This window comes from Nostoc sp. LEGE 12447 (assembly GCF_015206985.1).
Lineage (GTDB): Bacteria > Cyanobacteriota > Cyanobacteriia > Cyanobacteriales > Nostocaceae > Nostoc.
This window is the reverse complement of sequence record NZ_JADEXT010000030.1, coordinates 56,485-83,085: the sequence shown is the minus strand read 5'-3', so window position 1 is coordinate 83,085 and position 26,601 is coordinate 56,485. Positions and strand designations below refer to the sequence as shown.

Sequence of the window (26,601 nt, the reverse complement as noted above, 5' to 3'; positions counted from 1 at the left end):
ATAATGGATTTACTTTTAGTTAATATCCCAATCGATTTAGGTAAAAAACCCTATGATTTAGCTTTTTCCTTTTTAAAAAGGCTGAATTTTGGCATTTTAGTAATCGCCTCTTATATGACAGAGAGAGGATTTAATGTTGGTATTTTTGACCCTCAATCCCATCCTGAAGAAGATTGTTTAATAAAACTTTTACAAGAAATTGAGCAGACTTCGCCTCAAGTGATTGGTTTATCCTGCGTCAGTGGTTTTAGTTATCCTCCTTGCCTAAAAATAGCTAGCACAATTCGCAAGAGATTTCCATCTATTTCTATAATTGTTGGTGGTAAAGATCATGTTGGACAAATTGCAGAAACAGTATTATTGGAATGTTCAGCGATAGATGTCGTAGTCAGAGGTGAAGGCGAGGAAGTTTTGTGTCAACTTGTTGACCATATTACTAACAAGAAACCTCTTGATACAGTTAATAATATTGTTTATCGTAATCTTAATGGAGAGATTTGCTCAACTCATTATGATTTAGCTTTCAATCCTCAAAAAATGACTCGACTTAACTATAGCCTCTATCCAAATTTTCAGACATTTGCACCAAGTTTGGAAGTTGGTAGAGGTTGTACTTTCGGCTGTGAATTCTGTGTTTCTGCAAAAACTGGAGTGCGTAAAAAGGACATCCCCTCTATTATTGATGAAGCGGAATATATTACTGATATATATGGGGATAATGAAATTTGTATTTATCTAGAAACACCTATGTTTCTCATGCAAGATGAAGAAATATCCCAGTTAGCTATTCAACGTCAAGAGAGAGGTTTAAATTTTACCTGGAGAACTAGCACACGTGTAGAATATTTAACTCCAAACCGTCTCGATAAATTAGCAAAAGCTGGCTGTCGAATTTTGGATTTGGGATTAGAAAGTGCTTCTTTTGATATTCTTCTCCGAATGGGTAAAACTCGCGATCCCCAAAGGTATCTTGACAGAGCATCTGAAATACTGCGTGCTGCCTATGATCTAGGTATTATTATCAAGCTCAATATTCTTTTTTATATAGGAGATACCTTAGAAACAATAGCAACAACATTTTCTTATCTTACTAAAAATATACCCTATGTAACTAGTGTTTCAGCATATCCTCTTTTGCTCTATCCTGGCTCATCTTTAGAAGGGGGAATAAAAGAAGAAATTAAGCGTTATGGAGGAAATATTATTACAGATGCAGTTTGGCAGTCAAGACATCTATGGCCTATTAACCCTAGTTCGGAATTAACCTATGATTCTCTCCAAGAGCTAGGAGTTTTGTTTGCTAAATCTTTTCAGACTATCGACACTTTCTATACTCAAAAGCGATATGGTTATTTTTCTCCAGAAATTTCCTACACCGATTTTGTCGATGCTGCTATTCATTTTGGTATTGATTCTTTACCTTTTTCCAAAGATTTGAAAGAAACGGAATCAAATAGGCAAATACTTTGGGATTACTTAAAAGCTGGAATGTAAAACATGAGACTAATCGCTATTTTAGGCAGTTTTTATATTAACATATCAGCTTTTAATTATGAAAATCCCGGTCAAACTACAAGAATTAATCAAACAGCCAGAACCAGCTATTTTATCTATTAGTTCCCTCATCGGACAAAGATTAGCATTAGTTGATTGTACAAATATTGTTTCTATCACTTCTGAACAACTAAACCTAATTTTCACCCATGTTCCCCAAGAATGGGATGATGCAGAACTAACAGAGATTTTTGACACTAACACCCTAACAGACACCTTTGCCAACCAACTTTACCAATACATTGACCATCGCTTAGGACGCACCCCCACACAACAAAAAGGCACGTCGTCCCAATTATCAATTCCTGATTCCCTTGATATTTTTAACTTCCGCAACGAGGTAATAGGCGACTACCGCCGCTATATAGAAAGCTTCCTCAAAATCCGCGATCGCAAAGTCAAAGAATTTGTAGACGCAGAATTAGACAAGGGGCAACTCTGGACTGACCCCCTAGTACAACTCAATCCTAGCTATAAAAAGGGTGCAACAGTCAAAGAATTAGTACAACAGCAAACCCTTCATCCAGACTGCGAAAAATATTTCTACAAAAAAAACGGCGAACCCTTCACCTTCCATTACCATCAAAAGCAAGCATTTGAAACTGCACAACGCCAAGAACCCTACGTTGTTACTACAGGCACAGGTTCCGGTAAAAGCATGACTTACGTCGTGCCGATCTTCGATGATTTACTGCGTCATCCTGATATTTCAGGAGTCAGGGCAATATTGGTTTATCCGATGAATGCCTTAATTAACTCCCAAAAAGAAGAACTCGACAAATTTCTACGCCAAGTTCCGAATACTCATATTCGTGTTGAAAAATACACTGGGCAAGAAAGTTTAACCAGGAAAACCGAAATTCAAAACAATCCACCCCATATTTTACTCACCAACTACGTGATGCTAGAGTTAATGCTCTCACGCACTCACGAGAATAAATTGGTTGAGTCTCCCAATTTAAAATTCCTGATACTGGATGAATTACACACCTATCGGGGACGACAAGGTGCAGACGTTGCCATATTGATCCGCAAACTTCGTCAACGTAGCAAAAGTAATGACGAATTACTCTGCATTGGCACAAGTGCCACCATGTCAACGGTCGGTTCCCGCGAACAACGCCGCCAAGTTGTGGCAGATGTCGCTAGTAAGTTATTTGGCGTGGAAATTAAACCCAACAATGTTATTGATGAAACCCTAGAACGTTCTATCCAACGTGTTGAACCTACTATTGAACAACTGTGCCAAGGAATCTTGGCAGGTTTACCAACCGAGTTAGAACAAACACTAACAGAATTCCGAAACCATTCCCTAAGCTACTGGATCGAGATGAACTTCGGTTTAGAAGAAAGAGAAGGGCATCTCGTTCGCCGTCAACCCATCAGCTTAGAAACAGGTGCAACCAAACTTGCCCAAGAAACCCAGCTTCTAGAGGAAACTTGTTTAACAGTCCTCAAACAGATGTTCCTGTGGGGAAGCAAAACTAATGGACTTGCCTTTCGCCTACATCAGTTCATTTCCCAAGGGGGAAGCGTTTACGCCACTATTGAAAATCGAGACAAACGCCATTTAACCCTCGAAGGTCAATATACAACCACCGACAACCGCCTACTTTATCCCCTCGTTTTTTGCCGGGAATGCGGACAGGATTACTATGTCGTTCGCTACGATGCTGATAAGCATATTATCCTGCCTCAATTGCCCACTGCATTAGATATTAGTCCTGACGATGCAGATATTACCGAAGGTTATCTCATCCTCGATGAACCAGAACTTTGGGATACAAGCGATGAAGATAGACTTCCTGACTCTTGGTTTAGTGAAACCAAAAAGAAAGGACGGGTTGCCAAAAAAGACTTTGCGCGATTTATTCCCCGAAAACTCCAAATTCTACCCAATGGTAAAGTTACATCCTCCCTGTTGCAAGGAACCACTTGTTGGTTTATTCCCAAACCCTTTTTGACCTGTCTCAACTGCGGCGTACTTCATGACAAAAAGCGAAACGAATTTGCTAAACTCTCTCGCCTCAGTAGTGAAGGACGCAGTACCGCTACCACTCTACTTTGTCTTTCTACCACTAGCCGCCTCAAGCAAGTCTTTACAGGGGAAAAAACCAAAGCTGCCAAAATCCTCAGTTTTACCGATAACCGTCAAGATGCGTCTTTACAAGCGGGACATTTCAATGATTTTGTCCAAACCAGCTTCTTACGGGCTGCACTTTTAGGTGCAATTCAAGCCAAAGGACAACTCACCCACAGCGAATTAGCTAGTGTAGTCGTCCAATACATGGGAATTACTCAAAACGACTATGCCAAGCAAGCAGCAGAGTTTGGTGTTGGGAAGCGACGCAATGAAGAAGCCTTTCGTAAACTGATTGAATATCGTCTTTACGAAGACTTGCGTCGGGGATGGCGCATCGTCCAACCCAACCTTGAACAGTGCGGACTGTTGATAATTGAGTATGACGGACTCCAAGAAGCCTGTGCTGACGATAAACTATGGCAAAAACACCGCCATTCTTTATTATTGCAAGCCAGTCCTCAAGAACGTTTCATCATTACCCAAGCATTCCTCAACCATTTGCGACGAGAATTGGCAATTGATGCCAAACTTTTACAACCAGACCAGAAAGATTCACTCAAAAGCGAAGTCATTCAAGCCCTTAAAGAACCTTGGGTATTCGATGAGAACGAATATTTATACTTGGCAACTTGGGCAACTATTAGCACTGGTGGTAATGAAAAAGCGAAAGTTAAACTTACTACTAGAAGTAAAATTGGACGATTTTTGCGTTCGCCAAATACATGGTCGCTCCGCAGCCAACTTTTAACAGATGTAGAGTTCAACAGCTTAATCACTACTCTAATTGATGCTTTATGTGATGCTGGCTACCTAGTGCAAGAAAAATCTGAGGTACAGCTACGCATAGACTCACTACTATGGAAAGCAACCAACCTCAAGGAAATCCCTACCGATCCCTTAACATCCCGTCGCTTGCAGGGTAACGATAAACCCAATATATCCGTTAACCAATTTTTCCAAGGTTTTTACCAAACCAACGCCTTGCAAATCCAAACAATGGAAGGGCGAGAGCATACCGGACAGGTAAGCAACAAAGACCGTCAAGAACGGGAAGAAAAATTTCGTCAAGGACAATTAGCTGCATTGTTTTGCTCTCCGACAATGGAATTAGGGATCGACATTTCCGACCTTAGCGTTGTCCATCTCCGAAACGTTCCCCCCAGTCCCGCTAATTACGCTCAACGTAGCGGTCGTGCTGGTAGAAGTGGACAGCAAGCTTTAGTCATTACTTATGCTTCTATTGGTAGCGGTCACGATCAATACTTTTTCAAACGCCAAAATCAAATGGTTGCTGGGGTAGTTGCTCCACCAAAATTAGAATTAGCCAACCAGGATTTAATTAAATCTCATGTTTACTCGATTTGGCTGGCACATACTGGGGTTTACCTGGAAGATTCCATGAATAAAATCTTGGATTTGGAATTAGAAAACTATCCCCTCAAAGACAGTATTCGCCAACAACTTACCCTGGGCCAAGCCAAATTAACCCAATGTCTGCAAGCCGCTCAGTCTATCTTCTCAGACTTTTTCTGCCAAGAGGATCTGCAAAAAGCTTCTTGGTATTCTGTAAATTGGTTACAGAATACCATCGAAAATGCTTTGAATGCTTTTGACCGGGCCTGTAAGCGCTGGCGAGATTTATATATAGAGTCAGTCAACCAGTTAGAATCTGCCCGTCGCACTATTGACCGTTTTGCTAGAGGTGATGTTGCCCAGGAAGAACGTAGCAACGCTGAAGCACAGGCAAGAGAAGCACAACGACAAATTGATTTACTCGTAGGACACAGCCAAGGCAAGAGTAATTCCCAGTTTGAATTTTATCCCTATCGTTACTTTGCTGCCGAGGGGTTTTTACCAGGGTTCAACTTCCCTCGCCTGCCAGTCCGAGCATTTATTCCTGCTGGTGAAGGTGGTGAATTCATCTCTCGCCCCCGCTCAATGGCATTACGGGAATTTGCTCCCAATAATATCCTTTACTACGAAGGTAGTAAATTCATGGTGGCCAAAACAAAAGTTCCCGTTGGTGGCATTGAAGGCGAGTATAAACGGATGAGTGTCTGCGCTAACTGCGGGTATTACCACGACGGCGATTTTCGTGACACTTGTGAAAACTGCGGTGCAGAAATTAAACCTGATGCTCATGGCAATGTAGCCAAATTGACTCGTGTACTGCCAATGGAAACTGCGATCGCTCGTCGTCGAGAACGCATTACCTGTGACGAAGAAGAACGGCTCAAGTACGGCTACAACATCACTACTCATTTCCGCTACGCTAGCCAAAAGCGGGAATCGGCCATTGTTCAAGCTGCTGACGGTACACCACTGTTCAAGTTAACTTATGGAGCCACAGCTACTATTTGGCGAATTAATCGGGGGCTGAAGAAGAATAGAGAAGAACGAGGGTTTAAGCTCAATCCAACAACGGGGGTATGGGGCGACCATAAAAATCCACAGACTCAACAGACACCCGACAGCTTGCATACCGAAGTGAATTTAATGGTTGATGATACTTGCAATATCTTGATTGTTGAGCCATTAAATGTTCCTGTTGAGGATAGAGAAGCTTTTATTGCCACCCTGCAATACACTTTAGAAACTGCAATTCAAGCCGTCTATAAATTAGAAGCTGATGAACTCGACTCAGAACGACTAGGCGAAGGCAAGTATTTACTGTTCTGGGAAGCTGCTGAAGGTGGTGCAGGTGTACTCTCTCAGTTATTAGAAAAACCAGAGGCATTTAAGAAAATTGCTGATGCAGCTTTCGACATTTGTCATTTTACACAACCTAAAGACAGTTGTATTCAAGCTTGCTATGAATGCTTGCTCTCTTACCGCAATCAATTTGACCATGCACTGATAAATCGTCACCTCATCAAACCTTGGCTTGACCTCTTACTGGAGAGTAGCGTTATTACTCAGGTCAAAGGGCTTTCTCGCGATCAGCAATATCAAAAATTGCTGGAACAGACAGACCCTAACTCTGATTTTGAGCGTGTGGTTTTGCAAGAAATTTATCAACGGGGGTACAAATTACCCGATGCTGCTCAGAAATTTATTCCAGAGGCAAACTGTAAACCAGATTTTGTTTATGAGGAGGAGGTGATCGCTGTTTTTTGTGACGGTTCAGTTCATGATAGCCCTGAAAAGCGCAAGCAAGATAAAATTGAGCGCGATAATCTTAGGTACGAGACTGGTTATACTGTCCTTACCTTAAGCCATAATGAAGGTTGGCAAACTGAATTGCTTGTTTTAGCAAGTTTATAATCTAGAACAAATCTATCCACTGACCCTTAATTTTGTACAATTGCTCCCAAAGTGCCACTGACGGCACGTAAATAATCATCTGGCGATAGCAGAAGCAACATACCTCGCATTCCACCAGAAACAGTAATCTGCTCAAATAGAGTTGCAGTTTCATCAAGGTAAACAGGATAGTCTTTTTTGCTAGCTAAAGCCGTTACACCCCCACGGATGTATCCTGTTAGTGGCTGAACTTCCTTGAGAGCAACTGTCTCAACCTTGCGGTTTCCTGAAATTCGAGCTAAAGCTTTCAAGTCCAACTGAGCATTTCCTGGTACAACAGCAAAACAAATACCTGTTGTGTCACCTCTGACTACTAAAGTCTTAAAAACTTGCTCTGGCGGAAGACCAACTTTGTGCGCTGTACTCTCAGCTGCCAAATCATCAGGATCTACTTCATAGCTGAGGATTTGATAGGGAATACTTAGTTTATCAAGTAGTCGAGCAGCATTCGTTTTCATTGCTCTTACTTACTCCCAATCCTCAATCACCAGTCCACTAACGCGACTAAATTCTCTTGTGTTGTGCGTAACTAATGTTAAGTTATTCACTAGAGCAATTGCCGCAATTTGCAAATCATAAGGCCCAATTGGTGTACCAACCTTCCCTAACTCTGCCCGAATTGTGCCAAAAATCCGAGCCGCCCGATCATCAAAAGGCAAAGATACAAAATTATTTAAGAATGCTTCTTGCAATATTAAAGTCCGTGTGGGATTGTTACTTCGCATTGCACCATAAAATAGTTCAGCTTTTACTACTGAACAAACAGCAATGTCTGCTGGTGATAGCGATTCCAACCTTTGCCTCACCCCAGACATCGGACGGTTCAAATAAACAATGCAAGCATTGGTATCTAACAAATATCTCACTCTAATGACTCCCTAGTGTCATATTCACCTTGGGGATATCTTTGAATTGGGTCATCTGCTAATGACCCAGCCGTTTGTTCAAAAAATCCGGCTGGCCATCCCAATTCTTCGGGTGTTTTTGGGGGTGCTGATGGTTCTATTTGTTGATAAATCACTACGACTTCCATTTCTTTGTCTGTTATGCCAACAGGAATCTCAAGGTGCAAAATGCCATCACCCCCAACATGAGAACATAACTTAATACTTTGCATTACTGTTTTCTCCTAGTCCTTGGTTGATTGAAAATTACGGGGTATCTCATCTATAATGCCGTATTCTTTTTCAATCACACTCAACAGCTTCTTCTCCATAGCTGTCAAATACGGTCGCTTCAACTCTCCCAAGTGCTTTAAGACAGCACTTGAGGCATCTTCCAAGTTTTGATTTTCCCATAGCCTATGAATGCGTAGGCGTAGCCCACCGCAGGCATCGCTTCCTGTGAGAGAAATAGCACCATTGCTGATTAACTGCATCTGCTGAGATTCGGATGAATAAGCCAATTCCTCAGAAATTATCTCGCCAAATTGACGCAGGTGTTAAACTCGCTATGAAAAAAGCTATTGAAAGACACCGCCGTTTAGTAGAATTTATTAGCATTTGGCAAAATGGCCAAGTTGTGAGATTAACCGCCATACAAATTCCTCCTTTCAACTCAGATGAGTAACCTATTTTCCCTCATTCCAGATCAAATCCGAGATAAACTACCACTGACGGAAGATAAAAAAGAACTACTTCAACAGCAAACCATTAGTCAAAATATTCCAGGAACAATTCTGCGGGATTTTCAAACTATTTTAGAATTTCTCCAACCCAACGGCGTTGAAGTTAGTAGTACTTATCACCAATTGTCCCTTAAATATCTCCAACAACTTAACTCACAATTGAGTTATCCCATAGATATTAACCTTAAACGTCCTGTACAAAAATCCTATCCTTATATTCACGGTCTTTATTTCCTTCTCCGCGCCTCTGGACTGTCTCAAGTTATTACCGAAAGTAAAAAGAGCAAGTTAGTTTTAGACCAAAAAATTCTGAAAATTTGGCAAGGATTAAACCACACAGAACGATATTTCACACTGTTAGAATCTTGGTTAGTTTGGGGAGAAAGTGAACTCTTAGGCGACCAAAGAGATATGTTTGACCAAGCATATCGCTGTTTATTATTTTGGAACAATCTTCCATCATCAGGATTAAAAATTAATAATTACTCCGAACAAGATAAATTAGTTTATTATCCTGGTTTTCACAATCTTGCTCTCTTACATTTATTTGGATTAATTGAACTGACATCAGGAAAACCACAAGCCGCTAAAGGCTGGCATTTTACTCATGTAAACCCCAAGGCTTGGGGTAATGCTCTTATGGCTGTATTAACAGAAAGTCGCTCAAATATCCAAGTAGAAGATTACGCCACTTTTCGGTTAGATTTTCGCATAGCTTTTGACAGTTTAAAACCTTATCTCCAACCCTATTTCCCGGAATGGTCACAAACTTTAGTGATTGCTGAAGGCGGTTTTACTGATGGGGTTTATATATTTAAAGCTAATTTACAGGATGCTTGGCGACGGATTGCTATTCCTAGTTATTTCAATTTAGATGAAGTTGCTGCCGCGATTGTGCAAGCATTTGATTTTGATCCAGAACACCTCTACAGATTTATTCACAAAGACCGTTTAGGAAGAACTTTGGAATTTAATCATCCTGTTGTCGAAATTCCCCCTGATACCTGCGATTTTCGTTTAGGCGATTTATCCTTAGAGGTAGGCAGTCATTTACAATTTATCTTTGATTTACTGCAAGAGTGGGAATTTGATTTATATGTGGAGAAAATTGAACCAGCCAATGACAAAATGAAAAAGCCCAAGATTCTTAAATCTCATGGTGAACCGCCAGCGCAATATGGCGAAGAGGGAGAAGGCTGGCAATAGATTTGCTACTGCGATGGGCTACGTCCCTCTGTAGGCGATCCCACAAGAAAAACGTGTCATAATTGGCAGTGCATCGACTAAACATAGCTTGCATATCATTCCTGATTTATTCTCCATCTTCCACCGCACCTAATGCTTTAAGTGTTCCTTTTTCAGCTTCAGTTAAGCCTTTAACGCCTGTAATGTTCATGCGTTCATAAGGGCGATCGCTTCTCAGAGTTTTTAAACACTCGCCCGTATTGATGTTCCAAATTTTGATTAGCCCATCTTCGGCACAACTGCTAAAAACTTTACCATTTGGACTAAAACTAATTGATGATATTGTTCTAGTATGTCCCAGCAATGTGATTAAGCTTTTACCTGTGTGTACATTCCAAAGCTTGATAGTTAAATCATCGCTTCCAGTAGCAAGAACCTGACCATCACAACTAAAAGCAAATGCCTTGATTTGCCCAGTATGTTCCTCCAAAGTCATTAAGCATTGACCAGTATAAATATTCCAAAGCCTTGCTATATAGTCATCACTACAGGTAGCAATAATTGTTGTGTCAGCACTAAAAGCACCCGATCTTGACCAATTTTTCTTTCCTGTTAAAGTTTTAAAGCATTTACCCGTTGGAACATCCCAAAGTTTTACAGTGTCATCATAGCTAAGACTAGCAATAATTTGACCATCACAACTAAAAGCAAGTTTTGTTATAGAGCCTTTATGCGCTATTATTTCATAAATATTTTGTTCTATATCAAAATCCCAAAGCTGTATTGTCTGACCAGAAGCAATTGCTAGTTTAAGCCCATCAGGACTAAATGCTATTGAAGATAATTTTCCAGTATCTCCTCGTAAAATTTTGCTACATTCTCCTGTTTGAATATTCCATAACCTAACTGTAAAGTCATTACTCCCACTGGCGAGAATTCGACCATCAGGGCTAAAGGCTAGACATCGTATCCAATCAGTATGTCCCTGTAACTCTTTTGTACATTTACCTGTATTGGTATCCCACAATCTAACTATATGGTCTTGTCCACCACTAGCAACGAGTTGTCCACTAGGATTAAACACAATTGCCTTTAACCAGTTAGCATATCCTTGAAAACTGTAAAGGCATTCACCTGTGTTTACATCCCAAAGCTTTGCAGAATGGTCTTGACTTCCACTAGCTAGAGTTTGACCATCAGGGCTAAAAGCAACAGATTGTATCCAATTATCATGCCCTTGTAGAGTTTTAAGGCATTCACCTGTGTTTATATCCCATAGCTTGATTGTACGGTCAGTACTACCACTAACGATAATTTTTCCATCAGAATCACAAGCAATTGAGTTAACTACGTCTGTGTGTCCATGCAAAGTTTTGAGACATTCACCAGTGTTTGTATCCCATAGCTTGATTGTACAGTCGTGACTACTACTGGCAATAATTTTTCCATTAGGGCTAAAAATAATCGCTCTTACATAGCTGATATGTCCTTGTAAAATCTTTTGGCTCTGAGATGTACGTATATTACACAAATTAATAGTATAGTTGCTACTGCTAAAAGCAAATATTTCACCATCGGAGCTAAATGCAATTGCCCTTACAAGGCTATTTTGGGCTGAAAAGGTCATCAAACATTCACCAGTTTTTACATCCCACAATTTTGCTGTTTTGTCTTCGCTCCCACTGGCAATAATTTGATTATCTGGGCTAAACGCTATTGTTCTAACTGTAGCAGTATGGCCAAGTAACGTTTGTATACATCTTCCCGATTTAACATCCCAAAGCTTTAGTGTACAGTCAGTACTTGCACTAGCAAGCACTTGATCATCAGAACTAAAAATTACTGAATATACTAAGTTTTGATGCCCGTAAAAAGTCAGAATTTGTTGTTTATCAGTAATTCGCCACAAGCGAATATTTGCAGCATCACCCATCGCCAAAAGTTGCCCATCAGAGTTAAACGCTACCGAAAAAATTTGACTTAAAGTATTTGCAAAAACTGAATCAGCTAGATTTGCCTCTCTAAAATTGACATTTCGCAAAATCACACTAGTAAAATCTGCGCTCTTAATCACCGCGCTACTAAAATCTCTCCCTTCCAATGAACCCTTATCAACTTTGACTGCTAACGTTGCTGCATTTCCGCCAACATAACCAACCACATCCTCATTTCTAAAGCGCGTTGCTTCAATAACTTTAATCAGGTGATCATTATTACCCAACATCGGTAAAAGTAAATCCATCACTGCTTTTGTCAAAGGCGCTTTACCAAAAGTCTGCCTTAACTTCTCCAAAGGCTCACTACTAAATTCTCTAAGGGGTGCATTACTCAAAGGGGTTGCCGCAGGCATCGCCTCACTACTCCCTTGACGCGAAAAATAACCAGACCAAGTATAATCAACAGGCGCAGCACTGCTATCAAAACCTGACTGTGTTTGAGCTAATTCCCTAAAATCGCTAGCTAACGCACCCAACTCTGCTGCAAATTTATACGCCACAAAAAACTCTAATAACGACCTATGCGCTGGAGTATAGTCACCATCAGCATTGCGGACAAGCATCGTCTGCGCCATCATGTCATAATGCCAGTGATCTAAATCCTTCTCTTCTTGAACAATAGAACCAAATAAGCGACGAATGCGTTCTGGGAACAGCCGATAATTCAGGCTCATTTGGTTACTAGATAGCATTTCCCAAGAAAGTTCGCACAAAAAGTACAGTTTATCAGCCAAAGAAGTAAAAGTACGCTCCGCTTTAATATCCCGTTCCATCTTGCGCCGTACTGCATAAAGATAAACCCGTGACATATCCACAGGTTTACCCGCTTCAATATCTGGCAAAGCTTCTAAGATTAAGTCAGTCATTACTGGACGACGGGCTAAGTCTAATAATTGCGGATTGCCGATTACCTGCTCAACTGTTGCTGGTTCAGCTTGGTATGAAAGCACCTGCCGAATTTGCTCATCATTGAATTTCTCCAATTCCAAGACTTCAAATTGCGGTGTTTCTCCAGTTAATTTTTTAGTTGATGCTTGCAGTTCTGCATTTAGTAAAGCACGTCCTTCCTTCGCCTCTGGAAAATGCTCAGTACGACAGGTGAGGATGACTTTAGCACCGGGAACTACCACCTTCGCCAGTTCCCAAAAGTTGTTAATCATCTGTTGACGGTCAACTTTTGCTGCCATTTCGTCAAAGCCATCGAAAATGAGCAGCAACTTACCCATACGATTAAGTTGGTCAAAGACTTCGCTGTTGATGCGGATATTGTGTTGGGTAAAAAAGAAACCTGCTAAAACATTCTCAACATTTAGTGCCTTGGCAAAGTCACGCAGGGTAATTACCAAAGGCAGACGGGGACGTTCAACGCCACGTTTTTGGGCATTGCGGTAACGTTGCAATGCAGTCCAAGCATAGTGAAATACAAACCAAGTTTTACCTGTACCAAATTCTCCCAGAATTGAAATATGCTCTTTGGCTGGGTCATCAAGCCAAAGATCGATATATCCATCAATCCAGCCGTCTTCTTCCTCATAACGACTCATGCCAATCCGCCGCTTGGTAATTGGGTCAATTTCTTCTTTTGTACAAGCAAGCGGTACATACTTGGTATCAATTTTTCGGCGTTTGATTTCTGCTTCTAACCAGTCAATATAACCATTAAAGTCAGCATCTAAGTCAATCAGTTCGTCAAATGTAAAGCAGTCAAGGTGACGATTTTCTTCTTTCTTGACTTCATCCCTTGCGGCACGGGAAATCCGACGGGTAGTCACCAGCCATCCTTCATCAGTTTTTTGTTCTTCAACTGAGGAACGCAACGCCATGACATCACTCAGTCCCACCTCTCCTGCAACGCCACGTATAAGAATACGGTCATAACTGCGACGTACTGGGATGTGAATTATCCATTCAAAATATTCTTCTGCCCAGATTTCATATTTTTCAAAGTCATAGCCCAAGGTTTCAAACCATCCTCGCATCTGCTGGGCTAGTGCGATCGCTCTACATTGATTTTCAGTTGCAGTTCCTGGTAGTGCAGGATAATTCTCTACTGCCAACCTTGCTATTTCTGTCCGAATCCCCTCCAGCGTTGGCAATCTTTCCAGTTGTTCTTGGATACAAGCAATCCTTTTATGTAGAGAACCAATTTTCTGGTTTAGTAAAACATCAGAGGGTGTGCGAGTGCGTTTAGCAACTTCGATAAATACAGTTGCAAATTCAGCCACTTCTCGCCTGACATCAAGTTCCAAACTACTAATCTCATCACCCAAGGTATAGGTATCTAAAAAAGCATCAACCTCAGAAAGCAGAATTGAGGGGTTATTGTGGTCTAATGCTGTGCGAAAAGCTTGTTTAATTGCTTGTTGTCGGAACAATTCGAGCAATGGCTTAGGTTTGCCTACGCCATATTCTACTAGGGTGTAAGCATAAACACCACTAAAATCAGCAGGTGGATGCTCTGGATCGAGGTTAAATTGCTGGAGTAACTTAATTACAGTCTCCGAACGCAGAATTTTTTCTTTAATCAAAGGGTTGGCGATGCTAGTAATTGCGTTGAAGACCAGATCCAGGTTAATCAAGCTCATTAAAATACTCCAAAAACACAGAGCTATCTTGCTAACTAAGGGTTAATTACTGTTACAAATAATATACTGCCAAAAACAGTTTTATTTTATACTTTCCCAATGATTATCGAAAGAATACATTTGATAACTGTAATTTACTAGGCGGTCGCTTTGCTCCTCCTGTTCAACAATATTTTTTCAGAGTTGATTGCAAAGTAGATTTTGGAAGTAGTTGATCACTGCTTCGGCGTAGTTCGCCGCAGGCATCGTTTCCATTCCATCACTCAAGGTATATTCGCGGGTATTCATCGCGTCGAATTAAATTAACAATGATGAAAAGACCACAAACTGTCAAATCATTGGAAGAATTAGGTCGAGTACGTTTGTCAAAAAACTTTTTTATGCGTGATTTTCTGCACTCAGAAATTTCTCAAATTGAAGGGATTCCAAATATACCAGATAATCCTGATTTGGCGATCGCCTCCGGCAAAAGTCTTTGTGAACAAGTTCTAGAACCAATTCAACAAGCTTTCGGAAGAATCAGCATTCGCTCTGGATATCGGTCATCTGCTGTCAATGCTAAAGGTGCAGAAAATAAAAACCAGTACAATTGTGCTAGTAACGAATCTAACTATGCAGTTCATATCTGGGATGTTCCAGACGCTAAAGGTTATATGGGTGCTACAGCCTGCATTATTGTGAATTCTTTCATTGATTATTATGAGAAAGCTGCCGATTGGACAGCTTTAGCATGGTGGATTCACGATTACATTGATTATTACAATGCAATCACCTTTTTTCCCAAGTATGCTGCGTTCAATATTGGTTGGTCTGAAAATCCCGAATGCAGAAAACTATACATTTACAGCTATATCCCTAATCCTTACACAAGCAAAAAGGGATATTTAACACGTTTAGGCGCAGAAAATTATTCAGGTTCACATAAACAGTTTTATGAAGAGTTGACAACGCAGTTAGCTATTACACTTTAACTTCAGACTCTAGAAGGCTCAAAAGTTTTTCTTCCAACGTCGTCAAATAAGGACGATTCAGCTTCCCCAGCGACTCCAAAAACCTCTGCACTGATTCCTCCAGCCCACTCGAATACACCCGATTGATGCGATCGCAAATCACCCGCATCTGCTCACACTCGGCAGGCAAGTAATTGTAAGACTTCAGGTGTTGTAACCCAACGGCGTACTCGCCATCCCAGACTCTCACAGTGCAACTAAACTCGTTCACTACGCTGACAATCCCCCAACACCCACCCTTGCCCCTGAGTTCGGGGTTGTCCTTTGCGAGAATTTGGCAAACTTCACCTAACTGGTAAGTGTTGGGTACTTGGGTGCGTTCCATTATTTGCTGCACTACGTTTTTAACGATTCTAGCTGGTGGCACTTTACCCCCTGCCTGCTCCACCGCTTTTACCCACACTTCCTGCTGTTCTTGGGGTTCAAGCTTTGTCATCGGTCTGACTTGCCCCTCGCTGGTAGGCAAGATTTGTCGCTGATCGGAGTGGACTCTCGCAGGATCATCTTCAATTTCATTTTGTGTCCAATTTGGACACATTTTGATCAAATTATCTACAACTCCAGCAGCTTCAATTAATCTGTAAGGATGACGACGCTCAAACCCAAATCTGTCCTTGCAATACTCTTCAAAAGTTGAATGCGTGGATCGATACAGTCGGCGATCGCGCAGTTCTGCCAAGGCTCTACCCGCCTCAAAAAAGGCTCTTTCCACACGGCGCTCTAGGTGAAGGCGATCGCGTTCTTCCGTTTCGGACAACTCCTCTACTTCAGCAGCAGTAACCGTAATCGTTGCTGTAGCAGGATTTTCTGGATCAAAGGTGTCTTTGGCAGAACTAGGGGTTGCTTTTAAATTGTTAGATACAGCAGAGGTGGCTTTTTTGCGGTTAGAAGGTGGTTTAGCCATTATCCCACCCCTCTAGTTCAACAATATTTTTTCAGAGTCAATTGCAACGTAGATTTTGGAAGTAGTTAATAACTGCTCCGGTATTGCCCACCGCAGGCATCGCTTCTTTAGAAAAGCTGAAGGTAAGGCAAGAGGATTAATAGCCTGAAGGTTAATTGCCATTAGAATTTTCTGTTAAATTAACCCCAGGAATATGCTGAATCCACTCACCTAAGCACTCTTTTAAATCCAACCCTACAGCATTGGCTGCCCTGATGAGAGTATCTAAAGGTACACCCTTTGTATCCTCGTTCTCAATTCTATTAAAATTTGCCCCGCTCATTCCGGCGTAATCACCAGCTACGGTTAAACTCATCCCCGCAGCTTCTCTTGCCTTTTTCAAAGCAGTTCCGATACCAGTAAACTCCACTTCAATAATAATTTTCATTAAATCCATAGTCATACGCCTCCAAAGAATTATCTCTAATTTAAACCATTACGCATTGCTTGACAAGCATTACGCAATACGTAATAATAGATATATAAAGAAAGCGCCCTGACTGCGAATCTAAAGCGCTTTCTGTCCCGTTAGGAACTTAATCAATCATGACATACCATATCTACAGCCAACAACAGCTGCAACTGAAATCGATTGCCCGACTCAAGCAAATCTACAGTGAAATCGCCTGCACAGTCGAAGTAAGCGACAAACGCTGTAAGGATGCCTGGATTTCCGCCATTGTTAACTATCAGGCAAGCAAGATTCAGAAAGTCGCCCCTGCTGCCCCCGACGAACAAGCCCTCGCTCAAGCCGAACTCGACAACTACATCGCTGACCAAGCGCAAGCGATCGCACCCGAATCCCTCACAATAATCGAAATCTCGTTTGACCATCACGAATATTACGCTGGTGATGAACTGATAGCCAACATCAGCCATGACTACAACCACTTAACGCAACCCTGGGTGGTCATGGTCAACGACAAAGAAGTATTTCGTGCTAACACTCTAATGCGTTGCGATCGCTTCATCTGCACTCACTATAAAGACGGTTCATTACCTGTGCAGGAACAAGAAGCAACATCCCCCACGACCGAAAACCAAATCATGGCGCATATCTTCAACGAGTGCCAGAATTACGGGTTTGAAATTCTTGATGATGGCATTTACAACAACAACGGCGTGAAACTGGGGCAAGTCGGATGCACTGATGGTAACTGGTGGGTAAAGAGGCGTTATTCAGTCCAGCAGCAGTATTCTAACTCCGTGCTTGATGCTGTGCGATCGCTGTCGATGGTGGACGTGTCTACTGATGGTAAATCCATTTTTGATGAATATTTTTTAGATCAGCCGTTAGAACAGCTAACTGGCGATAGATTGCAACGGCTGCTGGAGAGAACGGAGTTAGTTACAGCGTAAAGAGGCAGGGGGCAGAGGGGCAGGGGTGCAGAGAGGAAAGAATCTGTACAAATCTCTCCTCTGCTCCTCCGCTCCTCTGCACCTCTGCTTCATTGTCCCTTCATTCACCAATCAATATGCAACCCACAATCTCGATCCCTCAACACTGGCCCTACCCTCGCTTTAACTTGGAACAGCGTACACAACAGGGCATCATCTTGGGACTTTATTACTATCCTTTGGGTACAGAGTTGGCTGAACAATTTGATGATGGCTGGCGTTATGTGCTGATGCCTAATAAAAATTCTGATGAAATATCTTACTTGCAAGAGAATCAAATTCAGCCGCTCACACCAGAAGAATTATTTCAGCAAATTACCGCAGAGATTGACTTTTATCAACAGCAGATAAGCATTCTCAACCGTCAGTTAACCGCATTAACTAAGGATGCAAACAATGGCTAAGGAAGTAAGGAGTTAGACCGTGAATAATAGGGAAAAAGGAGAAGGGTTAAAGGGTAATGGGAACATCCATATTTAAAAATACTTGCTCTGTACTGTATTGAGAAAAGCCTTTCCTCCTTACCCTTTCCCCTTCCAATTCTCACCTTTGTGGTTAATACAAAAGCGTTCACCTAAAGGAATGCCATTACTTTAGATGAACGCACGGAAGTTTTTCTCCCGCTACAGATTTCTAATTATCACACACAAAGCATTAATCAATGAAACTTTTGCTGAGGTGAAACATGACTTAAGAAGTGGTGTTGAAATCAATATCTAAAATTTGGAAGTTTCGTTAGGAGTCAATATGAATTTACCTTTGAATCAAAATGTTTTTATCGAGTCTCCCTCATTGAGAACTTCTGCACTTTCTAACCTTGATGATTCACGCGCAGAAATGGTTCTAAGCAAAGCCAAGGCAATAGTGTTCGCTGTCTGGGAGGGTAATGGTTGGGCGACTACTGGAATGATTGCAGAATATTTTTCAGTCACAGAATCCGCAGTCAAAGAAATCTACAGAGTCAATCACTCAGAATTCCAAGCTACAGAAACTAAAACCCTTACAGGTAAAGAGCTAAGGGATGCTCGACAGATGCTCTGTCTACCATCAAAAACATCCCAGGCGAGAGTTTTTTCGGCTCTTGGGGCGTTAAGAATCGCAATGATGTTACAGCAATCCACAATCGCAGCACAAGTTAGAACCATCATTTTAGACTTAGTTGCAGCCATTAAAAGTGTTCCCTCTCAAACTCATTCACCTATCCCAGCCCTCCCTCCAGTCGAGCAACGGCTACATACTTTTGTACAGGCAATGAAGACTTTAGCCGAACTTACCGGTGGCAGACTCAACCCATACATGGAACAGAATTGCAAAGACTTCGCCGCCAATCTGATAGCTGACTACAACAGACAGTCCTTAACCAGCACACAAGAAAAGTGGATGGGCGTGGTCAATTTTGCAGAGAGCGAACTCGGCAAGACAGTTCCCACTAAAGGCTCCCATTATCGCGGACACTTGGGCACATGGGTGAGAACATTCTACCCACAGTTAGGCGATCGCCAAGAAACACGATTGGTTAATGGAGTTCAACAGCCCATCTATGTTTACGCTTGCCACGAACCGGCTGTTGCGGCTGGGTTGACAAAGGCTGTAGAAGAGTTCTTTGCTCATCCCAGTCCTGGAGCAGCGCTAAGGCAGGCGGGGGCTTTCGCTAGCAAGAAGGAACCAGTGCTGACCAAGTGAAAGCGAACGCCCCCACCACAGAAACGTTCACTAACTAAAGATGGAATTTTTTGCTGAAGCATCGAATATTACCAATAACATTAAAAGCTTCTTCTTCATGCAGTCAAGCAACTAACAGTATTTTGAAATTATTTGTTACAAAGAGGATTTCTCTAGCAAATAATACACACCTGAGAAAGTGTCGTCACTTCAAGATTCCTAACAATCAAAATAAAAAGCGATTGCCGCTCAATAAGTAACAATCGCCACACAAAAACACTCATTGCATCTCTAGAGTAACAACAATGAAAGCCATAGTTACAGTAGTTGAAAAAATCACATCGGAAGCTCACATTAATATTCCTGACGGTTTAGCATTAACAGCAATTAAGCAGCATATAACAGACCGCTATAACAGTGGCGAGATGCTGACTGAGATGAACATTTTCCACGTTGATTTTGAATCTATTAGCGCTCACATTGATTCAAAACCTTGTATTACTTGGCATCAAGGCAACCCTTGCGATCGCCGTCAGTATTACTTCTGCAAACTGGGAAGATTTACTTTGACTCTGTTAACTGATACAGAGCAAAACTTAACTCGTACAGAAGTTTATTTTGGGCATCATAAGCAACTTATTTACACATCAGAAAAAGAGATATCCAAAGAATTAGCAACAGTTGAACTCCAAAATTTCTTAAGTGGATTAGCTGTTGAACTTCAGACTTTAAACCACATTGAATTTAGCGAGGATGAAGTATGACTGTTGCACGACTGCTGACACCACAACCAGATACAAGTGCATCTATAGAAACTGTTGGTAGACATCCACTGAACTTTTACGAATCACCTTCATGGTTCACTACTGAGCTACTACGTCACGTTAGGTTGTCAGGTGTGATTGGTGAGCCGTGTGTGGGACATGGAGCGATCGCGTCATTACTAAGAGTGTGGCCTGACACCCAAAGAATCTGGACGAACGATATTGATCCACATAAAGCGGCTGATTACCAAATGGATGCAACACTATCCGAATCATGGGCTAAGTTTCCCGATTGCGACTGGATCTGCACTAATCCACCATATTCGGAGTTCGCTGCACCAATTATCAAGAATGCCTACCAGAAAGCGCGTGTGGGTGTTGCCGCTTTTTTACTTACCAGCTTTCTCGAACCCTGTGATGATCGGGCGGATTTTTTACAGCAGCACCCGCCGTCACTTGTACTGGTTCTGCCTCGCTTCTGCTTTCGGAAAGACAAACGGGGTACTCGTTGGGCAACGGACAACATTACCATCTCGTGCTTTGTGTGGGACAAACGCGCAATAGGGCAGCAAATTATTATTCGTCCCAAGTCGGCGATCGCTGGATTTTACAAGAACCCAGAACAGGCTATTTCACAAGAACGGGCAGAAGAAATTGTTCAAGCGATTGCCAAAGGAGAATTATGCAACAACTAACTTTATTCCCCGAATCTGCTCCTACTTTACCAGTCAACTATTATCCAGAATTTCTGAACAAGGAAGAAGCCGACGAACTCTACCAACATTGCCAAGAACTGCAATGGAAACAAAATCAAATCAGGATGCTGGGTAAAACTATTCCTGTTCCGCGCTTAGAGTGCATTTATGGCGATGAAGGCTGTGATTACCTTTACTCTAAGAGCGTACTACTCAAACCATTACCTTGGACTTCATCGCTGGCCCAACTGCGAGATAGGATTACTGCGGCTACTGGCTACCGCTTCCGCATTGTCATCGGCAATCAGTACAGGAGTGGACAGCATTCTATCGGCTGGCACAACGACAATGAATCTTCGATGGGGCTAAATCCTGCGATCGCATCCATCAGTCTGGGTTCGGTTCGTAAATTCCAAATCAAGCCCATCGGGAGTAAACCGACTGACTTTTGGCTGGAGCATGGGAGTCTGCTGGTGATGCTTCCAGGTTGTCAGAGTACTCATCTGCATCAAGTTCCGAAGACTAATAAGGTCGTTAGCACACGGATTAATCTAACTTTTCGACCCCACGTTGGGGGTAAAAGATGACCTCAAGTTATCGCTATTGCTGAGGTTTATATCCAAGATTATTAATATTCAAGGAGGATTTTATGGGATTTCGTAATGGTAAACCCTCTAAACAGTTTACTGCAATTCCCAACAGTTTAATTCGTGATCACAACGTTACTGATTCAACATTTAGGTTAATTTCTTGGGTAGCTTCTCACGATGAAAACTTTGATATTAATTTTACGGTAATCGAAAAACATTTGGGGTACAAACGAGACAAAATCCGTAATGCTATCAAAAACGCTGAACAAAATGACTATTTAGTGAGAGTTCAAGAGAACAATCCGAACAATGGTAAGTTTGACTGGCAATATTACATTTTTACCAGCAAAGAAGACACAAAGTTATTTCGAGAAAATCATTCATCCATAGGTGAGTCATCCGTAAGTGAGTCATCCGTAAGTGGTTCATCCGTAAGTGGGTCATCCATAGGTGGATCGTCCATAGGTGGGTCATCCATAGGTGGGTCATCCACCCCTCATATAGAAAAACAATTAGAAGAAAATAAATTAGAAGAAAAACACATACAAGAAACACCCCCAACTCAGAATGCACTTCCCGCCCAAGAATCGTGTGTGTGTGAAACTGAACAACTAAACCTTGAAAAACCAACTCCAGAAAAACCAAGCTTAGAAGAATCAACCCCAGAAGAACCAACTCCACAACAACCCGCTTCCTTGTCAAAAAATTCTGAGTCTTTGCAACAAACCGATAACCCCTCAAAAGGATCAACTATTGCGGCGGGGTCGTTCGATAAAAACGAACAATCGAACAATCCTAAAAAACCAAAATTTCAGTCAATTGAAGACTTGGTTGACATGGTTTTAGTAGACCCAAGCATCATGGCAACTGACTCGTTACCAGCCGTATACAGGACAGAAATCAAAATACGTGGTTGGCGTTTCCCCTGGCGTACCGCTACCAGAGACAAGATTTACCAAACCTGCGATCGCCGACTGGTGGAGTTGATCGCAAAACAGAGGGCTAAGTGGAGTGAGCGTGAATCTTGGCAAGAGAAAATCCCCACTGTCATCAAGTCAATTAGTAACTTAGAAGGCTCTAAAGCCGGACTAGAAGAATTACTGGGCTATTGGTCACAAGTTGTTAAACCCTCAGCAATACCAGAACCAACAACACAACAAAAACCGGATGAAACACAACCCATCGGTTACTACTCAAATCGTTCTCTTGATTGGCATAAAGCCACATTCTCTGAACTTCTAGACCGCATGGATGAAGTTGGCAAGGACAAAGTGATCGCTTCTTTCAGCAGCCGTTATGACCAACAAGACCCAGGTGCAACGCTCAAATGGTTGGATTGGTTAAAACTTACGCATCCTCAAATGTATATGTACTTACATCCGCAAGCTGCATGAACAATATGGAATCTAGATTTTCTAGAAATCAAAATTTTCAAATGAGGTGAACTATGACACAAGACAAATCAAACTTCACATCGCAACAAGACCGCTTACCCCCACAAAGCATTGAGGCTGAAGAAGTAATACTCGGTGGCATCATGCTCGACCCAAGTGCCATGAGCCGAATCAGCGATCGCTTGGTGACAGATGCTTTTTACATCAATGCCCACAAAGACATCTATCAAGCAGCCCTACGACTGTACAGCCAAGGATTACCAACAGACTTGCTTTGCATTACCAACTGGTTGTCTGATAATGGTTTATTGTTCCGTATCGGTGGACGCAATAAACTGGCCAGTCTAGTTGACCGTACTGTGTCAGCTGTGAACATCGATGTTTTAGCTGACTTGGTAATGGAAAAATACCAAAGGCGGCAGTTAATCCTTGCTGGCACTGAGATTGTTCAACTCGGCTATGCCACCGAAACCGATTTACCTGTAATTCTCGACGAAGCCGAACAAAAAGTCTACAGCATTAAGTCTGAGCATTCTGCCTCTGACTTGGTTCATATTTCTCATGCCCTAGCCGACACTTTTACCGAAATTGAAGCGCGTCATGCTGGTACAGGTTCACCAGCAACAAGCAGTGGATTTTATGACCTGGACAGTATACTCGGCGGTGGTTTTCGCAAAGGGCGGTTGTATGTACTGGCTGCTCGTCCTTCTGTTGGTAAATCCGCTTTGGCTGGTAATCTCGCTCTCAATGTTGCTAAAACTGGGAAGATGCCGATCTGCGTTTTCAGCTTGGAAATGTCTACTGATGAGTATGTACAGCGATTCTTGAGCAGCGAATCTGGCATTGAAAATAACTTCTTGGAAACTGGGAATGTCTCTGACAGTCAGTGGCAACCTTTGAGCGTGGCGATCGCGGAGTTAAGCGAACAACAGATTTTCATCAACGACGAATCTTGCCCTTCTCTTAATCAAATCCGTAGCCAAGTCCGCCGAATTTCATCCCATTACGGTGGTGTTGGGCTTGTGATCATTGACTACTTACAACTTATGGCTCTTGATACTGATTCACGGGTGAACATGGCTCAACGAGTCGGTGAAATCAGCCGGGGATTAAAAAGATTAGCTAAAGATTTGGATGTGCCTGTACTGGCTTTGTCCCAACTCAACCGCGAAGTTGAACACCGTAACGATAAACGCCCTGTACTAAGTGATTTAAAAGACAGTGGTGCTGTTGAGCAAGACAGTGATGTTGTGATCATGCTTTACCGTGAAGAAATGTATAACCCCGATACCCCAGATCGTGGCATTGCTGAGTTAGTCGTTCGCAAGCAACGCAATGGCCCCACTGGTACAGTCAAGCTTTTATTTGACCATCAGTTTACCAGATTCAAGAATTTATCTCGTGGTCGTAGTTTTTAAGGCTCTACTGGAGGATAAATATTGTCTTTTACGAGGGAACTGAGAATGATTGAAACTTACCAACAGCTTCTACAACGATGGGCGGCTCTTGCTCCAGATGAATGCTCTACCACTGACCGAAATTACAGGTATAAGGTAAAAGTCCTGCCCGAAGTTGAAAAATGTTCTTTCGATAACCCCTGGCGTTCGGTTTCTTCAGAAAACCTTACTTGGCGACTTCATGTAGCTGAAGATGTAATTCTCAGACAGTTGAATTTTGTTCTTCTAACAGTTCTACATCGCTGTTGTGACCGTCAGTCCAATATTCATTTCACTTTCATAGAGCTTGGAACTATTGCCACAATCTGCAATGGGCTGAAGTCGCAAATACATCCACATCCGGCGATCGCGGCATTAGACGCATACATTCAACTACTGAATTTTTAGAAGGTGGTACATGAAAGCGATATCCGTTCGTCAGCCTTGGGCATGGGCAATAATTTATGCTCTCAAAGATATTGAAAACCGAGGCTGGCCCATTCATTATCGCGGCGACATTCTGATTCACGCTGCCAAAACCTGTACCAAAAAAGAGTACTTTGAGGCAAAAGAATTTTGTCAAAGCATGGGGGTAGTAATCCCCGAATTAATCTCTCTACGTCTCGAATTTGCCGCAAAAAATTGGGCAGGCTTCATACTCCACAAATTAATCAGAACTCTTGCAAAAGTGTTTTGTGGTAAAGTTAGCAGATATTTTGTGATCGTCTGGCAGCAACCGAAAGTCCCTGCTTCCAGCGGTTACTTACAGTTTTTAACCCTCGCATTTTGGCGTTGATGTGTAAAAAATTTTTGCAAAAGGTTTTAATAGAGGATGTTATATGGAAAAATTTGCAGTTATGGGGGGAAAATCTGCATAATTGCCGATTTAGGGTAGTTAAATAGAAAAATTCCACAAAATAAACAGTTATGTCTCTAAGCCACGGGTCAGAGTGTAGTCGAATGGCTATCCGTGGAATTCAATACTTTAGAATTTGGAGGAATGTGGCAAATGAAAAAAATAGGAGTGTTTGTAGGACTGATTTTACTAACTGTAGTGTTGAGCCTTGCGGGCATTTTAGGTGATTTGAGAACAGCTATTGGTCAAGATGATCCATCTTCACCTATTGGACCTGGAACTAAGCTTTGTAGTGCTGTGGTTAGCGGTAACTGGCGTGACACTATCTCAGTTCCAGCAACTTGGAATCCTCAGACTTGTGCTACCTTTGCGGCTAAGATAGGTGCACAAACCTACCAACTAGGTTGCGTTTTCGGTGACAGCTTCTCTTGGGCTAGTTCTCGTCCTCCCGAGGGTCAAACTAAGCCATATATTTCTCCCGAGCCAAATTGCGGCTGGTAAGTCAGAATTGTTAATGCCAGCAGCACCTACCCGAATTCTGACTTCACCAGGCCCTGGTTGCAAAACTTCTATCTCATCTAACCGTACAGAAGTCGAACCACTGTAGTCATGAATACGTGCTGCTTTCATCTGCGTTTTAAATAAACTCCACTGGGAACACTGAGTATTTGTCCCTGATCGTAAATTCTCCTCCCCCGTAAAAAGGTAGTTTTGACTCGTCCTGTTAACTCTACTCCTTCAAAAGGTGTGTAACCTTGTTGTGACTCTGACTCAGTTGCACGTACCACAAAAGTTTCATTGGGGTCTAACAACACTAAGTCAGCATCGTAACCAACGGCAATATCACCTTTTTCTAACAAACCAAAACGCCGGGATGGGTTCCAAGATAGTAACTTAGCCATATGATTGTGGGACATTCCCCGCTTACTACCTTCACTAAATACACCAGAAAGTAAATATTCCGTACCGCCAAAACCAGACTTTGCCAACCAAATATTATTTGGGTCTTTAGCACTTCTTTTTTGTTCGGGGAAAAGTAGCGAAGCTGCTATCAGCCGCCACGTAACCTATCAAAGTCTTGCTACGGAAGGGTTACAAAAATAAAATCGCTCTCCAACCCGAAAATCGCCGAAAAACGTTATTTTTACTGTCCCGATTGAAGCTTAAGTTATTTGGTACAGCATTTGGGAACGTAGCCATGCAGGAATTGCTCAAAGTTATTGCAGATAAAGGCTATCAAGGAATTAGAAAAATTCATCAATTAAGTGAAACACCAATTAAAAAACCGAAAGGTAAAAAGTTGACAAAGGAACAGAAGCAATATAATAGAGAACTGAACCGATTAAGAATTGTTGTTGAACACGTTAATCGTCGATTAAAAATATTCAATATTTTATCTAATCAATACTGAAATCGCCATCGCAGATTTGGATTAAGGTCTAATTTGATTGCCGGAATATACAATCATGAATTAGCTTTAAAAGCTTAAATTAAAGCTTAATTAATCTTGATAATTCAG

The 26,601-nt window shown here is 41.9% G+C and carries 23 protein-coding genes and 2 pseudogenes; 17 read left to right on the top strand and 8 right to left on the bottom strand.

Annotated features, from left to right (window positions below; genetic code table 11):
• The first annotated feature begins 3 nt into the window (after positions 1–3).
• Together IQ274_RS25255 and IQ274_RS25250 are read left to right on the top strand one after the other, a co-directional pair.
• Positions 4–1,494 (top strand): B12-binding domain-containing radical SAM protein, encoded by a 1,491-nt coding sequence (locus IQ274_RS25255; protein ID WP_194143823.1) that lies wholly within the window; start codon positions 4–6, stop codon positions 1,492–1,494.
• A gap of 58 nt (positions 1,495–1,552) precedes the next feature.
• The gene (locus IQ274_RS25250; RefSeq protein WP_194143822.1) at positions 1,553–6,901 is read left to right on the top strand and encodes a DEAD/DEAH box helicase; all 5,349 of its coding nucleotides are present in this window, start codon (positions 1,553–1,555) and stop codon (positions 6,899–6,901) included.
• A 26-nt stretch (positions 6,902–6,927) separates the two neighbouring features.
• Here the strand turns inward: IQ274_RS25250 and ybaK are convergent, their stop codons facing one another.
• From ybaK to IQ274_RS25230, 4 genes are read right to left on the bottom strand one after another with little or no spacing between them, the layout of a single operon-like run.
• Positions 6,928–7,398 carry a Cys-tRNA(Pro) deacylase gene (gene ybaK, locus IQ274_RS25245; RefSeq protein WP_194143821.1) on the bottom strand — a complete coding sequence of 157 codons (471 nt, stop codon included), beginning with the start codon at positions 7,396–7,398 and terminating at the stop codon, positions 6,928–6,930.
• A 9-nt stretch (positions 7,399–7,407) separates the two neighbouring features.
• The gene (vapC, locus tag IQ274_RS25240; protein WP_194143820.1) at positions 7,408–7,806 is read right to left on the bottom strand and encodes a type II toxin-antitoxin system tRNA(fMet)-specific endonuclease VapC; all 399 of its coding nucleotides are present in this window, start codon (positions 7,804–7,806) and stop codon (positions 7,408–7,410) included.
• Positions 7,803–8,057 carry a hypothetical protein gene (locus IQ274_RS25235; RefSeq protein ID WP_194143819.1) on the bottom strand — a complete coding sequence of 85 codons (255 nt, stop codon included), beginning with the start codon at positions 8,055–8,057 and terminating at the stop codon, positions 7,803–7,805. The genes vapC and IQ274_RS25235 overlap by 4 nt, the downstream gene beginning before the upstream one ends.
• A gap of 12 nt (positions 8,058–8,069) precedes the next feature.
• Entirely contained in the window at positions 8,070–8,318 is a 249-nt protein-coding gene (locus IQ274_RS25230; protein ID WP_194143818.1) for a hypothetical protein, read from the bottom strand.
• 14 nt (positions 8,319–8,332) lie between these two features.
• On the opposite strand from IQ274_RS25230, the gene IQ274_RS25225 reads away from it, so the two are divergent.
• Entirely contained in the window at positions 8,333–8,509 is a 177-nt protein-coding gene (locus IQ274_RS25225; protein WP_194143817.1) for a hypothetical protein, read from the top strand.
• Positions 8,502–9,773: an IS1096 element passenger TnpR family protein gene (locus IQ274_RS25220; protein ID WP_194143816.1), complete on the top strand. Its 1,272-nt coding sequence runs from the start codon at positions 8,502–8,504 to the stop codon at positions 9,771–9,773. Before IQ274_RS25225 ends, IQ274_RS25220 begins: the two co-directional genes overlap by 8 nt.
• A gap of 106 nt (positions 9,774–9,879) precedes the next feature.
• Here the strand turns inward: IQ274_RS25220 and IQ274_RS25215 are convergent, their stop codons facing one another.
• Positions 9,880–14,334, bottom strand: a complete 4,455-nt coding sequence (locus IQ274_RS25215) for an NACHT domain-containing protein (RefSeq protein ID WP_194143815.1) — start codon at positions 14,332–14,334, stop codon at positions 9,880–9,882.
• 308 nt (positions 14,335–14,642) lie between these two features.
• On the opposite strand from IQ274_RS25215, the gene IQ274_RS25210 reads away from it, so the two are divergent.
• On the top strand, positions 14,643–15,305 hold the full coding sequence (locus IQ274_RS25210; RefSeq protein ID WP_228058355.1) for a peptidase M15: 663 nt from the start codon (positions 14,643–14,645) through the stop codon (positions 15,303–15,305).
• On the opposite strand, the gene IQ274_RS25205 is transcribed toward IQ274_RS25210, so the two are convergent.
• A complete protein-coding gene (locus tag IQ274_RS25205; RefSeq protein ID WP_194143814.1) occupies positions 15,295–16,248 on the bottom strand; it encodes a hypothetical protein in 954 nt (317 codons plus the stop codon). The genes IQ274_RS25210 and IQ274_RS25205 overlap by 11 nt on opposite strands.
• 151 nt (positions 16,249–16,399) lie before the next feature.
• The gene (locus tag IQ274_RS25200; RefSeq protein ID WP_194143813.1) at positions 16,400–16,690 is read right to left on the bottom strand and encodes a helix-turn-helix domain-containing protein; all 291 of its coding nucleotides are present in this window, start codon (positions 16,688–16,690) and stop codon (positions 16,400–16,402) included.
• A 143-nt stretch (positions 16,691–16,833) separates the two neighbouring features.
• On the opposite strand from IQ274_RS25200, the gene IQ274_RS25195 reads away from it, so the two are divergent.
• From IQ274_RS25195 to IQ274_RS25145, 11 genes are all read left to right on the top strand, one after another.
• Complete coding sequence (locus IQ274_RS25195) at positions 16,834–17,646, top strand: hypothetical protein (RefSeq protein ID WP_194143812.1); 813 nt, start codon at positions 16,834–16,836, stop codon at positions 17,644–17,646.
• A gap of 167 nt (positions 17,647–17,813) precedes the next feature.
• Positions 17,814–18,089, top strand: coding sequence for a hypothetical protein (locus IQ274_RS25190; RefSeq protein ID WP_228058354.1), 276 nt, complete (start codon positions 17,814–17,816; stop codon positions 18,087–18,089).
• A gap of 343 nt (positions 18,090–18,432) precedes the next feature.
• On the top strand, positions 18,433–19,368 hold the full coding sequence (locus IQ274_RS25185) for a hypothetical protein (protein ID WP_194143810.1): 936 nt from the start codon (positions 18,433–18,435) through the stop codon (positions 19,366–19,368).
• Between the two features lie 284 nt (positions 19,369–19,652).
• Complete coding sequence (locus IQ274_RS25180) at positions 19,653–20,111, top strand: hypothetical protein (RefSeq protein ID WP_194143836.1); 459 nt, start codon at positions 19,653–19,655, stop codon at positions 20,109–20,111.
• Positions 20,108–20,806: a hypothetical protein gene (locus IQ274_RS25175; RefSeq protein ID WP_194143809.1), complete on the top strand. Its 699-nt coding sequence runs from the start codon at positions 20,108–20,110 to the stop codon at positions 20,804–20,806. The genes IQ274_RS25180 and IQ274_RS25175 overlap by 4 nt, the downstream gene beginning before the upstream one ends.
• The gene (locus IQ274_RS25170) at positions 20,794–21,393 is read left to right on the top strand and encodes an alpha-ketoglutarate-dependent dioxygenase AlkB family protein (protein WP_194143808.1); all 600 of its coding nucleotides are present in this window, start codon (positions 20,794–20,796) and stop codon (positions 21,391–21,393) included. Before IQ274_RS25175 ends, IQ274_RS25170 begins: the two co-directional genes overlap by 13 nt.
• A gap of 62 nt (positions 21,394–21,455) precedes the next feature.
• Positions 21,456–22,790: a helix-turn-helix domain-containing protein gene (locus IQ274_RS25165; protein ID WP_194143807.1), complete on the top strand. Its 1,335-nt coding sequence runs from the start codon at positions 21,456–21,458 to the stop codon at positions 22,788–22,790.
• Positions 22,791–22,843: 53 nt separating this feature from the next.
• Positions 22,844–24,208, top strand: a complete 1,365-nt coding sequence (dnaB, locus tag IQ274_RS25160) for a replicative DNA helicase (protein ID WP_194143806.1) — start codon at positions 22,844–22,846, stop codon at positions 24,206–24,208.
• Between the two features lie 45 nt (positions 24,209–24,253).
• Positions 24,254–24,634, top strand: a complete 381-nt coding sequence (locus IQ274_RS25155) for a hypothetical protein (RefSeq protein ID WP_194143805.1) — start codon at positions 24,254–24,256, stop codon at positions 24,632–24,634.
• A 10-nt stretch (positions 24,635–24,644) separates the two neighbouring features.
• Complete coding sequence (locus IQ274_RS25150; protein WP_194143804.1) at positions 24,645–25,022, top strand: ASCH domain-containing protein; 378 nt, start codon at positions 24,645–24,647, stop codon at positions 25,020–25,022.
• Positions 25,023–25,235: 213 nt separating this feature from the next.
• On the top strand, positions 25,236–25,583 hold the full coding sequence (locus IQ274_RS25145; RefSeq protein WP_194143803.1) for a hypothetical protein: 348 nt from the start codon (positions 25,236–25,238) through the stop codon (positions 25,581–25,583).
• 125 nt (positions 25,584–25,708) lie between these two features.
• Here IQ274_RS25145 and IQ274_RS25140 read toward each other — a convergent pair.
• A pseudogene (locus tag IQ274_RS25140) lies at positions 25,709–26,113 on the bottom strand (amidohydrolase family protein); the annotation flags it as partial.
• Positions 26,114–26,247: 134 nt separating this feature from the next.
• Here IQ274_RS25140 and IQ274_RS25135 point away from each other — a divergent pair.
• Positions 26,248–26,571: pseudogene (locus IQ274_RS25135) on the top strand (transposase family protein); the annotation flags it as partial.
• Positions 26,572–26,601: the final 30 nt, after the last annotated feature.

What these genes read in the sequence shown, in the direction of transcription:
- IQ274_RS25255 (WP_194143823.1), top strand. Translation starts at nt 4, where the DNA reads ATGGATTTACTTTTAGTTAATATCCCAATCGATTTAGGTAAAAAACCC.
- IQ274_RS25250 (WP_194143822.1), top strand. Translation starts at nt 1,553, where the DNA reads ATGAAAATCCCGGTCAAACTACAAGAATTAATCAAACAGCCAGAACCA.
- ybaK (WP_194143821.1), bottom strand. Translation starts at nt 7,398, where the DNA reads ATGAAAACGAATGCTGCTCGACTACTTGATAAACTAAGTATTCCCTAT.
- IQ274_RS25235 (WP_194143819.1), bottom strand. Translation starts at nt 8,057, where the DNA reads ATGCAAAGTATTAAGTTATGTTCTCATGTTGGGGGTGATGGCATTTTG.
- IQ274_RS25230 (WP_194143818.1), bottom strand. Translation starts at nt 8,318, where the DNA reads ATGCAGTTAATCAGCAATGGTGCTATTTCTCTCACAGGAAGCGATGCC.
- IQ274_RS25225 (WP_194143817.1), top strand. Translation starts at nt 8,333, where the DNA reads ATGAATAAGCCAATTCCTCAGAAATTATCTCGCCAAATTGACGCAGGT.
- IQ274_RS25220 (WP_194143816.1), top strand. Translation starts at nt 8,502, where the DNA reads ATGAGTAACCTATTTTCCCTCATTCCAGATCAAATCCGAGATAAACTA.
- IQ274_RS25215 (WP_194143815.1), bottom strand. Translation starts at nt 14,334, where the DNA reads ATGAGCTTGATTAACCTGGATCTGGTCTTCAACGCAATTACTAGCATC.
- IQ274_RS25210 (WP_228058355.1), top strand. Translation starts at nt 14,643, where the DNA reads ATGATGAAAAGACCACAAACTGTCAAATCATTGGAAGAATTAGGTCGA.
- IQ274_RS25205 (WP_194143814.1), bottom strand. Translation starts at nt 16,248, where the DNA reads ATGGCTAAACCACCTTCTAACCGCAAAAAAGCCACCTCTGCTGTATCT.
- IQ274_RS25200 (WP_194143813.1), bottom strand. Translation starts at nt 16,690, where the DNA reads ATGACTATGGATTTAATGAAAATTATTATTGAAGTGGAGTTTACTGGT.
- IQ274_RS25195 (WP_194143812.1), top strand. Translation starts at nt 16,834, where the DNA reads ATGACATACCATATCTACAGCCAACAACAGCTGCAACTGAAATCGATT.
- IQ274_RS25185 (WP_194143810.1), top strand. Translation starts at nt 18,433, where the DNA reads ATGAATTTACCTTTGAATCAAAATGTTTTTATCGAGTCTCCCTCATTG.
- IQ274_RS25180 (WP_194143836.1), top strand. Translation starts at nt 19,653, where the DNA reads ATGAAAGCCATAGTTACAGTAGTTGAAAAAATCACATCGGAAGCTCAC.
- IQ274_RS25175 (WP_194143809.1), top strand. Translation starts at nt 20,108, where the DNA reads ATGACTGTTGCACGACTGCTGACACCACAACCAGATACAAGTGCATCT.
- IQ274_RS25170 (WP_194143808.1), top strand. Translation starts at nt 20,794, where the DNA reads ATGCAACAACTAACTTTATTCCCCGAATCTGCTCCTACTTTACCAGTC.
- IQ274_RS25165 (WP_194143807.1), top strand. Translation starts at nt 21,456, where the DNA reads ATGGGATTTCGTAATGGTAAACCCTCTAAACAGTTTACTGCAATTCCC.
- dnaB (WP_194143806.1), top strand. Translation starts at nt 22,844, where the DNA reads ATGACACAAGACAAATCAAACTTCACATCGCAACAAGACCGCTTACCC.
- IQ274_RS25155 (WP_194143805.1), top strand. Translation starts at nt 24,254, where the DNA reads ATGATTGAAACTTACCAACAGCTTCTACAACGATGGGCGGCTCTTGCT.
- IQ274_RS25150 (WP_194143804.1), top strand. Translation starts at nt 24,645, where the DNA reads ATGAAAGCGATATCCGTTCGTCAGCCTTGGGCATGGGCAATAATTTAT.
- IQ274_RS25145 (WP_194143803.1), top strand. Translation starts at nt 25,236, where the DNA reads ATGAAAAAAATAGGAGTGTTTGTAGGACTGATTTTACTAACTGTAGTG.